The sequence below is a fragment of the Bacillus timonensis genome (genome assembly GCF_004799755.1).
Taxonomy (GTDB): domain Bacteria; phylum Bacillota; class Bacilli; order Bacillales; family Bacillaceae_L; genus Ferdinandcohnia; species Ferdinandcohnia timonensis_A.
In genome coordinates, this window is record NZ_SLUB01000008.1 from 37,330 (window position 1) to 50,212 (window position 12,883).

At 36.7% G+C, this 12,883-nt stretch carries 11 protein-coding genes; 8 read left to right on the plus strand and 3 right to left on the minus strand.

Annotation, left to right across the window (positions count from 1 at the left end):
• Nucleotides 1-53 precede the first annotated feature (53 nt).
• Both E1I69_RS06700 and E1I69_RS06705 read right to left on the minus strand, forming a co-directional pair.
• Nucleotides 54-1,649, minus strand: coding sequence for an FAD-dependent oxidoreductase (locus E1I69_RS06700; protein ID WP_136378831.1), 1,596 nt, complete (start codon nt 1,647-1,649; stop codon nt 54-56).
• Nucleotides 1,650-1,817: 168 nt separating this feature from the next.
• Nucleotides 1,818-2,441: a YesL family protein gene (locus tag E1I69_RS06705; RefSeq protein WP_136378920.1), complete on the minus strand. Its 624-nt coding sequence runs from the start codon at nt 2,439-2,441 to the stop codon at nt 1,818-1,820.
• 217 nt (nt 2,442-2,658) lie between these two features.
• On the opposite strand from E1I69_RS06705, the gene E1I69_RS06710 reads away from it, so the two are divergent.
• The 5 genes from E1I69_RS06710 to E1I69_RS06730 all read left to right on the plus strand — a co-directional run bounded on the left by E1I69_RS06710 (nt 2,659) and on the right by E1I69_RS06730 (nt 8,144).
• The gene (locus tag E1I69_RS06710) at nt 2,659-3,738 is read left to right on the plus strand and encodes a GNAT family N-acetyltransferase (protein WP_136378832.1); all 1,080 of its coding nucleotides are present in this window, start codon (nt 2,659-2,661) and stop codon (nt 3,736-3,738) included.
• 309 nt (nt 3,739-4,047) lie between these two features.
• On the plus strand, nt 4,048-5,316 hold the full coding sequence (locus E1I69_RS06715; protein WP_136378833.1) for a sugar ABC transporter substrate-binding protein: 1,269 nt from the start codon (nt 4,048-4,050) through the stop codon (nt 5,314-5,316).
• A gap of 156 nt (nt 5,317-5,472) precedes the next feature.
• On the plus strand, nt 5,473-6,378 hold the full coding sequence (locus tag E1I69_RS06720) for a carbohydrate ABC transporter permease (protein WP_136378921.1): 906 nt from the start codon (nt 5,473-5,475) through the stop codon (nt 6,376-6,378).
• A 33-nt stretch (nt 6,379-6,411) separates the two neighbouring features.
• On the plus strand, nt 6,412-7,218 hold the full coding sequence (locus tag E1I69_RS06725) for a carbohydrate ABC transporter permease (protein ID WP_136378834.1): 807 nt from the start codon (nt 6,412-6,414) through the stop codon (nt 7,216-7,218).
• 26 nt (nt 7,219-7,244) lie between these two features.
• Complete coding sequence (locus E1I69_RS06730; RefSeq protein WP_136378835.1) at nt 7,245-8,144, plus strand: Gfo/Idh/MocA family protein; 900 nt, start codon at nt 7,245-7,247, stop codon at nt 8,142-8,144.
• Nucleotides 8,145-8,191: 47 nt separating this feature from the next.
• Here the strand turns inward: E1I69_RS06730 and E1I69_RS06735 are convergent, their stop codons facing one another.
• A complete protein-coding gene (locus tag E1I69_RS06735) occupies nt 8,192-9,559 on the minus strand; it encodes a hypothetical protein (protein ID WP_136378836.1) in 1,368 nt (455 codons plus the stop codon).
• A 221-nt stretch (nt 9,560-9,780) separates the two neighbouring features.
• On the opposite strand from E1I69_RS06735, the gene E1I69_RS06740 reads away from it, so the two are divergent.
• From E1I69_RS06740 to E1I69_RS06750, 3 genes are read left to right on the plus strand one after another with little or no spacing between them, the layout of a single operon-like run.
• The gene (locus E1I69_RS06740) at nt 9,781-10,797 is read left to right on the plus strand and encodes an NAD-dependent epimerase/dehydratase family protein (protein ID WP_136378837.1); all 1,017 of its coding nucleotides are present in this window, start codon (nt 9,781-9,783) and stop codon (nt 10,795-10,797) included.
• Complete coding sequence (locus E1I69_RS06745) at nt 10,797-11,852, plus strand: dihydrodipicolinate synthase family protein (RefSeq protein ID WP_136378838.1); 1,056 nt, start codon at nt 10,797-10,799, stop codon at nt 11,850-11,852. Before E1I69_RS06740 ends, E1I69_RS06745 begins: the two co-directional genes overlap by 1 nt.
• 21 nt (nt 11,853-11,873) lie before the next feature.
• On the plus strand, nt 11,874-12,878 hold the full coding sequence (locus E1I69_RS06750) for a zinc-dependent alcohol dehydrogenase (protein WP_136378839.1): 1,005 nt from the start codon (nt 11,874-11,876) through the stop codon (nt 12,876-12,878).
• Nucleotides 12,879-12,883: the final 5 nt, after the last annotated feature.

The following is a 12,883-nucleotide window of genomic DNA, read 5'->3' on the forward strand; positions in this document are numbered from 1 at the left end:
TTACCATAAGATCAAAAGAGGACTACATTAGAATCAAATGTAGTCCTTCTTTTTTAGTTCTTGCCAAACGTCTCTTTCATTCGTAATACAGGGTCATCCTCAATTGAATCATCCCATTCGAGTACTTGTCCGAAAGAGATCAATTCCATTTTTAACTGATCGTATGCAATGGCTTGCACAGTTGTTTGATTTTTGTGGGCCAAAGCAGCTGCAGCTCCTGCTGATTGACCTAATATCATGAATACGGGTTCCATTCGTATCGAACCATAGGCGATATGGGAACTAGACAAACAAACGGGAACAAGTAAATTTGTACAATCTTCAACTTTCGGACGAATCGAACGATACGAGATTGGGTAAGGAGAAATCGGTATTTCTACGTCGCCTTCATTGTATACACGACCATCAATAATCAATCTTCTAACATGATGGGAGTCCATTTGATAGGATGCTAATCCGATGGAATCATTTACAGTCATGTCACCTAAACAATTGTGATCTGTCATCACATAGTCAGCTATCATTCTTCTTGCCTCTCGAATATAGAGCTGATGTGGCCAATGCCCGGTTTCATCAAATTCATCACGGGCTAATCCCCACTGGGAAACCTCGTCGCGAACCACCTTAGGAACTTGTTCATCATTTGCTAAAAAGTAGAGCAAGCCAAGATTATAGGTAAAATGATCTTGAAAAATCCTTTCACGTGTCTCGAAATCCCCATCGGGCCATTCATAATTCATCCCGATATTGTCAGTTGAAAATCCTCCATAGTTATTCAAATCAGTCTTTCCATTTGGTAACATCGTATGAAGATTCATCGCATCCCATACACCTGCATTGATATAACGTAATAATAATGAGTAGCGGTCCCGATTATAGGAAGGTGGCTTCGGAAAAGGAATACGATTATCCGCCCGATTTGTTAAGCAAATGCGGAAATTATATGCCTGTATTCGACGGTCACCTTGTCCTTGATAGCCAAGAGTATCATTAGTCGTTTCAGTAATACCTGGTAAAACTCCACTTGAAGGGTCGCCTTCGATTACATAGGGATCAATCCATTTTTCAAATTGATGGTGGGGATGTCCAAATTGTATCCCATTATAGGTTTCTTTATAGGTTGCATTCGATTCTCTACCTACAATGTAAGTAACACCTGCTTTAGCCATTACGTCACCCTCATAGCTAGCATCAATAAATACGTCGCCTATATATGTAGTTCCATCTTCCATGATTATTTTAGTTATCCTGGTATTCTCTTTTATTACTTCGATGACATGCTGATTATAAACAAGCTCAATTTTAAAGTCCTTTAACCATTTCTTAAATACATATTTGGCTGCCTTTGGTTCAAATGTCCACTGTTCGTTCGTCTTGTAGTAGTTTCCTAATTCCCGAAAGAATTCTTTCGATAAACCACCTATTGCCTCCTTAGCACCGATATCAGAAGCACCTAACCCACTTGCTGTGATACCTCCAATATTTTTTCCGAATTCAGCAATGACGACAGATAGACCCATTCGCTTCGCTTGAATGGCCGCTGTTAATCCCGCGGGTGTAGCGCCATAGATGATCAAATCTCTTTTTATGACAGATGGTTCGCTTACTTTTGGAGTAGGAACATAATAATGTAAGTGACTGAAATCCATTGATATCCTCCTTAAATGGGGTAACATGATAACCCTTTCAAACTTACTTAAAAGTTTAAAAGAATAATTGGAATAATCAAGACTTTTAACGGACTTTAAGTAAGACGTAAATACATGAAGAGAAAAAGAGTGTCCCAAAATAGGGACACTCTTACTAGCATTGCTGATTTATTCCTGTGTAATCATCTTTTTCTTACTATTAATTTTCAAGAAAGCGCGGTTACTACACCACGTAATTGCTACTGCTAACACACTTCCCGTAAAAAATGGAATAATTCCTGGAATTAAATTTACAAGAATCCCAAGAAGCATACCTGCGGTCAAAATAAGAATCGTCTCTATAAGAGAACTAGCTGCAATCAAAAAGGATTGTTTGATATATTGAAAGAATTTCATTTCGAATTGTATATATACAGGAAAGAAATAAAATAAAGTGACAATATACGAAATGGACAGAAATAATAGGATTGGAAACAGGAATTGCAATTTATCTACATTCTTTTGTAAAAACATAAAATCATAAATTAAGATATAGCCGATTAAAATGAAAAATAAGCCAAATTTATTCAGTGAAATAAATTCCTTCTTATAGGTTTTCAAGAACATTTGAAAGATCTTCTCAACTGGTTCATTATTAAGCCATTTGTTGACAATCGTAAACATTGCACCTGTCGAAGGGAATAGCCCAAGCACTCCCAATCCCAAAACTGTAAAAACAATCCATAGTATATTTACATATGCAATCTTCAACATCATAACTGCAAAATGATTAAATTTCTCCCATCCACCCAAATCAACCACCTCAATCCACTCGTTGAAAAAAATCATTACGAACTATTTAAAGACAATTAATAGACTTGTCACTTGATAAAATTAACATAAAATAGAAGTTAAGTATTGTAAGTTTAGTTGTATTATAACATGGATTTAATGGTAGCGATTCCATTTTTATGACACTTATTCTATTCCACTGTCACATTTTGTAATAAATTGTAAAAGAGGTGAACAAATGCCGGAGTTCCGATTAGTTGAAGAAGATGAATTTCAACAAGCCATTGATTTAGCAGATAAGGTTTTTCGTAAAGAAGGGCATGTGTCGATGGGAATAGCATTCCCACAAGTGTTTTCTGTTGCATTGAACCAATCTTATGGCGCCTTTGTCGATGATAAACTAGTTTCATTTATTGGTTTGGTTCCATCCGTTCTACATCTTGAAGGTGCTGAAGTCCAGGCTTATTCAATCGGTGCTGTCTGTACAGACCCTGACTATCGCAGAAAAGGATTAGCCAATACACTATTAGAGAAAATTTTCGAGCATGTCAACAAGTCGGGTGCATCCGTTCTATTTATTTCTGGGGATTTACCAATCTATATGAAGCAAGGTTGTACTTTCTATGGAAAGATGAATCAATATAAGCTTCATAGGGATGACATTACACGGGATACATCTTATAAAGTCAGAGAACTTGCTCCTTATGATTGGTTTCAACTTAGAAAGCTAAGCCAAAATCGAAAAATTAGGTATGAACAGACCATTTATGAAATTGCGCAGCTTAATAAGGGTGCGGGGTTTGCAAGTATTTTTAAAATGAAACATAAGGTCCTTGTAGCCGAGAAGAATAGTGAATTAAATGCATTTTTAATATTTGGGGTGCCATACCAAGAACAAGAAGGAGGGGACTCTCGCGTCATTGAATGGGGTGGAGATCCAATTGCTATTCGTACCTTGCTTGCAGAAGTATTTACATACGGTCCAGATTCTCTGTTATGGAACGTTCCAAGCTATGAAAAAGGGCTTATGCAAGATCTTGACTCTTTTCAGGAAAAGGTGGATCAGACGTATCCAGGAACAATAAAAATCATGAATTTGGATCTTTTGCTAAACCAGCTTGTTCCATATTTTAAAGACAAACTTGCCATTTCAACTGTAGATGAGAAACAGAAACGCCTTTTTAATAATGAAAATTCAACTACCTTGAGTAATCTTGACGTAGAAGAGCTGATCTTAAAAGGGAGCAAAAATGTAGAGTGGTATTCTGATATTTTTCCGATCCCGTTTCCATTCCCACAAGGTTTGAATTATGTGTAATACGACTCGTTGATATGGTAAAGCGCATTTTATGCAACCATATTTTGTTTGGGAACTAAATTAAATTTCATTTCCTATTAAAGACAATTAATAGACTTGTCACAATACCCCAAACAAAATAGAATATAAGTATTCAAGCAAGAATATGTAGCAAATTTTTTTAAAATGAGATGTTACCGTTTTCAATTATGCATATTTTCAGTCAAAATGGACCGGTTTAAAGGGGGGATGGAAAAACAACAAATCATTGATAGGTTATTAGTCATTGAGATTTTTTATTGAACTTAACTAAATAGGGGGAATTCGTAGATGAAAAAGAAACGTTTTTCGTTCATGGCACTTTTGCTTTCGGGTAGCTTACTTTTTTCTGCATGTAGTAATGATACGTCAACAACTCCTGATAAAGGAAAGGATTCAGGAAAAGTAGATGGTGAAATAACTGTTTGGGTTCATCCTTATACAGGTGATGCTAAGAAAGAAGAGGAAATGTGGAAAGAAATTACTGCAAACTACAACAAAGAGTTTCCTGACGTAGAAGTAAACATAGAAACAATCCCGTGGGCAAATCGAGACCAAAAGGTCCTAACAGCACTAGCAGCTAATAATGGACCAGATGTATTCTATGCGATTCCTGACCAAATGCCACAATATGCAGATGTAGGGATGCTTTTAGAATTAGATCCATATTTGGAGGATTCTGATCTTGAAGGGTTTGTTGATACTTCATTAGTATCTACTACATGGAAAGACAAGAAGTATGGATTACCAATCCTGCAAGAAGCTTATACATTCATTTATAATCTAGACGTCGTGAAAGCGATTGGTGAAGATCCTGCAAATCTACCACAGACTTGGGAAGAATTTGAAGCATGGGCAGCTAAAGCAAAAGAAAAAGGTTTCTATGCATTAAACTATCTGGGAGGAGGTTCCATGAATGGAACAATCTATCCTTGGATTTGGCAAGCTGGTGGAGATGTTGTAACAGATGAAAATGAAGTGTTAATCAATAGCTCTGAAAGTGTGAAAGCGTTCGAGATGATAAATAATTTCTATCAAAAAGGATATATTCCAGAAGATTCGATTACAGCAACCACACAAGATGAATTATGGTTCGGTGGAAAAATATTGGCGCAACTTGGATCTGGGATAAGTATTACGATGATGGAAAAAGAAGGTGAATTTGATTTCGCAATTGCACCACCATTAACTGGTGAAAAGCAATTAACGTATGGTACAACTGGAATGTTTGTAGTGCCTTCAAACAGTGATAATCCTGATGCAGCAGCAGAATTTGTAAAGGCAGTAACAAATGCTGAAAACCAACGTATTTTCAATACTGTAACGCAATATATACCAACTCAAGAAGAAGCAAAAGATATCTTTGATTCGAATCAATATATGAGTCAATTAGCAACATATACACAATATGCATTACCTGGTGTTATACATCCAAAAGGGCGTGCAATCATGCCATTTATTCAAGCTGAAATTCAAGCTATGATGGCTGGAGACAAAACTCCTCAAGAAGCAGCAGATGCAGCAGCTGAAGCAATCGAAGCTGAGTTAGCAAAGCCGTAAAATAATAGCTTCTTAAAGTAAAGAGAGTTTTATTCCTTTTGAGAATAAAACTCTCTGTTTATGAAAACTTGTTTTGCTTATCAATAAAAGAAATAAGGTGATAGCTTGGAAAAGGTCGTAGAAACTCATAACAAAGTACCTCTGGAAAACATAAAAATGGTCAAGCCTCCTTTAAAGAAAAAGATCAAAGATGAATGGAGAAAAAATGGTCTTGTTTATCTTGTACTTACTCCTGTATTAATCCATTTTCTAATATTTCAAGTCATTCCATTTGTTTATAGTTTTATATTAACATTTCTTAATTATCGAATTATCGGTACTTCTGAGTTCGTGGGCTTACGCAACTGGAAGCAATTGTTTCAAGATGAGATTGCTTTAAAATCAATTTGGAACACTATTTTATTTTCCTTCTATTATATACTTCCTACAATGGCACTTGGTTTAATTTTAGCGCTTGTCATAAAATCAGGAATACGATTTACAAAATTTTTCAAAGGAATCTTTTTCCTGCCTGTTGTTACATCATTTGTTGTTGTGGCAGGTATCTGGGAATGGTTATTTTCAGGGACAGAATCAGGATTAATTAACTACTTAATAAGTTTTTTAGGGATTGAACCTCAGTTGTTTTTATCTGATTCTTCACAAGCCTTACTTGTATTGGCTGGTTTGAGTATATTCAAAGTATCTGGAAGCACAATGATCTATTACTTTGCAGGGCTCCAGTCCATTCCAAAAGATATGTATGAAGCCGCAAAAATTGATGGTGCTTCACCTTTAAAATCTTTTTGGTTAATCACTTTCCCATTATTAAAACCGATTCATTTCTATGTATTAATCATTACGACAATTGGTTCTTTCCAAATCTTTGACTCTGCATTCTTATTAACAAACGGAGGACCAAACTTCTCAACAAGCACAATTGTATTTTATTTATACCAAATCGGATTCACAAATTTAAACTTTAGCTATGCAGCTGTTTTATCTTACGTATTATTCGCGATTATCTTAATCATTTCGCTTATTCAGAGAAAATACTTTGGAAAAGATCAAGGTATTTATTAAGGCTGAGCGTAATTGTAAGGGAGATGAAATGTCTTGGTAAAAAAAATTCTTAACTATTTTGTACTGTTCTTCTTAGGATTTTGCTTTCTCCTGCCATTTTTAATTATGGCATTAAGTTCATTTAAGGAAACGACTTATGCAGCTATGGATCCGTTATTTTGGATTCCAGACAGTGTATCTTTTAGTAACTTTGCGTATTTATTTCGTAATGATAATTTCTTGCGATGGATTTTTAACTCGGTTGTAATCACAATTATTCCTGTTTTTTCACAAATGTTTTTTGCAGGTTTACTAGGTTATATATTTGCTAGGAAGCAATTCATCGGAAGGGAATTCCTATTCTGGACATTTATGGCTGTTATCATGATACCATCACAACTGCTTATCATTCCGAAATTCATCATGTTTTCAAAATTTGGTTGGATAAATGAATACCAAGCTTTAATTGTTCCCGAACTTTGGGCGATAATGGGTGTATTTTTAGTTCGCCAATTCATGCAAGGGATTCCTATGGAATTAGATGAAGCCGCAAGAATGGACGGAGCTAATGATTTTCAGGTGTTTCGTAAAATTTATATGCCACTAGCATTTCCATCTATCGCTACTGTTGGGACATTTGCGTTTGTAAGTAACTGGAATGATTTATTCCAGCCGTTAATTTATATGACAAATGAAAAAATGTACCCAATCACAGTTGGGTTAGCTTCCACATTGAGCAAAGAAGGAAACTTTGGAATTGAAATGGCCGGAGCGACACTCTCATTTATCCCGACCTTCTTAATCTTCTTATTCTTCCAGAAGTATTTCACAGAAGGCATACAGTTATCAGGTCTAAAATAAGTTACCGTAAGTAAAGGAGTGAATTTATGAGCGATTTAAAAATAGGGATGATTGGTCTCGATACCTCACATGCAACTGCTTTTACAAAGTTATTAAATGATCCGTCCCACCCTTTTTATGTAGGGGGTGGGAAAGTAGTTATGGCGCATCCAGTGAGCTCATCTGATTTTAAATTAAGTAATTCACGTGTTGGTCCAATTACGAAAGAAGTTGAGCAATTGGGTGTTCAAATCGTCCATACGATGGAAGAGGTGGCTGAGCATTGCGATGCCATTTTAATAGAGTCCGTGGATGGAAGGGTTCATCTTAATCAAGTCAGCAAATTGTGTAAGTTTAAGAAACCTTTATTCATTGATAAACCATTTTGCTTAACCACCTCCGATGCAAGAAGAATCGTGGAGCTAGCTGATCAATACGAGACACCAATTATGAGTTCTTCAGCCTTGCGATATGCGGAAAGTTTAAGCAGGACTCTTGCCATAAAGGATAAAGGAAAGATAATTGGAGCAGACTGTTTTGGACCGATGGAGATTGTTGACACCCAACCAGGGTATTTTTGGTATGGGATTCATGCGATTGAAATGCTCTATACGATAGTTGGGAGTGGTGCAAAGCATGTTCGTTCAGAATCAAACGGGGATTTTGATGTAATTGTTTCAGAATGGCAAGATTCTCGACTTTTTAGCGTGAGAGGGAATAGAAAAGGAAATGGCGAATTCGGCGCCGTTATTCATTTTGAAAAAGGTAGTGAATATGTATCAATCAATTCTTCCTCAAAACCCTTTTATGCTAGTTTATTAGAGAATATTTTAGATTTTTTTAAGGACGGTAAAACACGAGTGCCATTGCATGAAACAATAGAAATTATTCGGTTCATTGAGGCAGCAAATGAAAGCAAGGAAACAGGGAAAAAGGTGTATATATAAAGGATACCCTTTTAATTGAAACAGCGGGTAATGTAGTTCCCGCCATTTCATTCTTTTTTTGTTTCGTGGTCATCGAGGATAAAGGTAAGTCGATAAATGCGTCTTGGTCTACCTTTGTAGGTGATCTTTTCTTCTCCTACAATATCCACTAAATTGGCGTCCATCCATTTCAAGAGAATTCGATGTGCACTTCTCGTTGTAATGTTTAATGTGGTGGCTAACTCTTGGGCTGTATAATTATATTTTTTATGACGTGCTACTCGTGCCATTAGCTTCGTCATATATGCGGCTGACATTCCAGCCTGTTCGGCTTTATTAAGAAGTTCAGCATCTGTTATGGATAAATCATATTTTTCATATTGAGTATCCGTGATGATGTCAACTGGACCGATCACACTTTGGTCTTCACGAACGATATAGCAGACATTACCGCCTAATTCTTTTGATTGACGTAGGGCAATTCTAGCATGGTTACCTGCTTCTGCTGCAGATAGACCGAAGCCAACACCAATACTTATGGATACACCTAACTCTGTTTTGGCTGAGTTTAAAATGGGTATGAATTTATAACCACGGGTTTCTCTTTCGAAAATACCTCGGGTCGTAATAAATGAAAACTCATCTCCACCAGAATTGATCAAATGACCATCAATTAGCTTTGTATAATTTAGCATCATTTGTTGAAATTTTAGCTTAAATACTTGTACTTCATGTTCTGTTTTGTATTTTTCAGTAGCCTTTTCAAATTGATCAATATCGATAATACCAAACACAATTTGTGATTCTTTATTTTTTCGGGCTTCCGTCGCTAACAATGCGCGCTCGAGTGAAACAATTAAGTCCTGATATGTTGGGGTTACCCATTCATTCGGTATTCCCAGATCAGTTAGTTTCAGTGAAACCTCCTGGGTACCAGTAATAGCAATAGAACTAAAATTTTGATAATTTTGTTGGTGAAATTCAACAATTTCCTCAAAAGTAGTAGTCTGACTGTAATGTGGAAAGGATGTAAACTCGTAATTGGTTTCGCCTAATTCATATAGGATTTGTTGAATATATTTCTCTTCAACAGTATCAATAGAAATGTGCCTGAGGTCATATTGATTTTTAATCAAAAATAAGGATCGATACAGCCCAGTACCCATTAAAGGAACATAATGTGCCGGAATTGCAAAATTGAAAAGTTGTTTGGCTTTCAGGTAAGTAGGAAATTCCATGAAAAGGAGAACTTCAACCTTATTGACCAAGTTTTCTATATCCTTAGGTTCGATCGTAGAAGGTGTTGAATGTAAAAAGAAAGGTTGAAAATTAGGAAAGGATTCAAGCGCTTTCATTATTTCGTTCACAAGTTCTACAGGACTCACAATGCCGATAATAATTTCGGTACCATTTGTTGATAATTGATTCGTTTTCATTATGTCATCTCCAGTAAAAGACATATTAAAGAAATGTCTTTAAATAATCTTACTACTAGATTAAGAGGAACTTGTCCAATTGTCAATGAAAAAGACGATTTATTTAAAGACTTTTAAGTGACTTGTCTTTTAATAAACCCAACTATACAATGTAGGTAATTAGTAAGTAACCATGTTTTTCCTAATGAAAACTTAAAAAAACATATCTTAGGAGGATCTAAATGAAAACGATTGCGGAATTAGAGGATTATATGTCAACGCCTAGCGAGGCTTTAATTAAGGACATTCAACAACTTGATGGAGACATCATGATTTTAGGTGTAAGTGGGAAAATGGGACCGACTTTAGCTAAATTAGCGAAGAGAGCTGTTGATCAGTCAGGTTTACCCAAAAAGGTAATTGGTGTTGCGAGATTCTCAGATGACAGTTTAATAGAAGAATTAGAGGTATCTGGGATCGAAACAATCAAAGCCGATCTTTTGAAGGAAGAAGACCTCCAAAACCTTCCAAATGTGAAAAACATTATTCTCATGGCAGGAACTAAATTTGGAACAGTTGGGAATGAGCATCGTACATGGGCAATGAATGCTTATCTTCCAGGACGTATTGCTGAAAAGTTTAAGGACTCACGAATTGTTGCGTTTTCAACAGGAAATGTCTATCCTTTAACCTCTGTATTAAGTAATGGTTGCACGGAGGACGTTTCACCAAACCCTGTAGGTGAATATGCACAATCCTGTTTAGGAAGAGAACGGGTGCTCACATATTTCTCTCATAAATACAAAACACCAGTGGTTCTATTTAGACTGAATTATGCAATTGATCTTCGATATGGAGTTTTACTCGAAATTGCAAAATCAGTGTTCCAAGGTAACCCTATCGATTTAACAATGGGAAATGTTAATGTCATTTGGCAAGGTGATGCGAATGAATATGCAATTCGCTCCTTATTACATACAAATTATCCGCCACAAATCATCAATGTCACTGGACCTGAGACGTTATCTGTAAGATGGTTGGCCTATGAATTCGGAAAACGAATGAAGAAGGACCCATTATTTGTGAATAGTGAGAGCCCTACAGCCTTGCTGAATAATGCATCTCACGCTCATAAATTATTTGGTTATCCGAAAGTAACAGTTCAACAGATGATGGACATGATTTCTGAATGGGTTATCAGTGATGGGCAAACCATTAATAAGCCAACCCATTTCCAAGAAAGAGAAGGTGCATTTTAATGCTAAAAGAGGCTGTTAAGAAAAAGCTTCATGAGGGCACGGTGATTCCAGCTCATCCGCTTGCATTAACAAAAGAAAGAAGGCTTGAAGAAGCAGGTCAGCGAGCATTAACACGCTACTATATTGATGCTGGTGTTGGTGGAATTGCAGTAGGGGTTCATACTACACAATTTGAAATTCGTGATCCTGAAATCAATTTGTATCAACAAGTTCTCTCGCTTGCAATTGAGGAAACGAAGAATGCTAATATTCCCGCTGGTTTTATTAAGATTGCTGGTATTTGCGGACCGACAGAACAAGCCATTAGTGAAGCGACCTTCAGTAAAGGAATTGGTTATGATTTAGGACTGTTAAGTATGGGTGGTTTAAATCATCTATCTGAAGAAGATTTACTCGAACGTGCCGAAAAGGTAGCGGACATTATTCCGATATTTGGGTTTTATCTACAACCTGCAGTGGGGGGACGAATTTTCTCCTATGAATTTTGGGAGCGTTTTGCCTCCATCCCAAACGTGTATGCGATAAAAATTGCACCATTTGATCGATATTGTTCAATAGACGTTGTTCGTGCCGTTTGTCATTCACCTCGAAATGAGGAGATTGCCTTATACACTGGAAATGACGATAACATCATAAATGATTTACTCACAACTTTTGAATTTCCCGTTGGAAATAAAGTGGTGGAAAAGAAAATCGTTGGTGGGCTTCTTGGACACTGGTCGATTTGGACAAAACGAGTCGTTGAAACATTTGAGGAGATAAAAACGGTCAGAGATCAGGAGTCTATTCCAAAGAAGCTGCTCACTCTCGGACAACAGATCACGGATGCTAATGCTGCGATATTTGATTCGCGAAATAGCTTTAAAGGCAGCATCGCCGGAATTAATGAAATCTTAGCTAGACAAGGATTGCTTCAAGGAAATTGGTGTTTAGTGGATCGTGAAGTGTTAAGTCCAGGTCAGGCAGAAGAGTTAGACCGTATTTATACTAGCTACCCACATTTGCATGATGATGAATTTGTAAAAGAGAATTTATCAAAGTGGTTGTCTAAATAATTGACGGAAGAAGGATTTCAAATGAAAAGAATAGTCGCCCACAACAAGAAAGTGGAAATCATTGAGGATGAAATTCCAAGCATAGAAGGAAAACCTTCGTATATTTTAGTTAAAACATTATATTCAGTTATTTCACCAGGCACTGAGCTATCATTATTATCAATTAGTGAAAATAAGAAGGTTCATCTTGGCTACAGTGCAATGGGAGAAGTCGTTGAATGTGGGAATGACATTACCGATGTGAAAAAAGGGAATCTTGTTGCTTGTTACGGTGCACCATATGTTCACCATGATGAATTTTTACGAGTACCGAAAACATTGTATGCTAAGCTTCCCGAAAATCTTGATCCAAAGGAAGCTGCTTTAGGTGGACTTGGTGCGATTGCGATTCATGCTCTACGTATTGCCAACCTTCAATTTGGTGAAACAGTTGTGATCGTAGGACTAGGCGTTTTAGGGCAATTAATAGCTAAAATTGCTAATGCAGCAGCATACAATGTGATAGCGTATGATCTTCACGAAAGTCGAGTAGAAATGTTAAAGAAAGAAAATATTAAATCATTTGCAACCGTAAAAGAGATGGAAGAAGCCATTCAGGTTGAAACGAAATCTCGTGGAGCAGATGCAGTACTATTGTGTGCAGGTGGAAAACGCTCACCACTCACTCATGAATGTTTAAAATGGATACGCACCAAAGGCAAAGCAGTGATTGTCGGTGATATTGAGCCAGACTTTCCTAGAGACTTAATGTTTGGTAAAGAAGCTCAGCTGCTCATTTCACGAGCAGGCGGTCCTGGAAGATATGACAGTTTATATGAAAAAGAAGCAATCGACTACCCTTATGAATATGTTCGCTGGACAGAAGGAAGGAATCTGGAGGAATACATCCGACTGATTAGGGAAAAACGGATTGATGTCGGACCATTTATTACAGAAGTAGTCGAATTTGGAGATGCACCACAAGAATTTGAAAAACTATTAAACAAGGAATCTACCACACTAACCAAATTAATTCACTTTACGTAATTTGA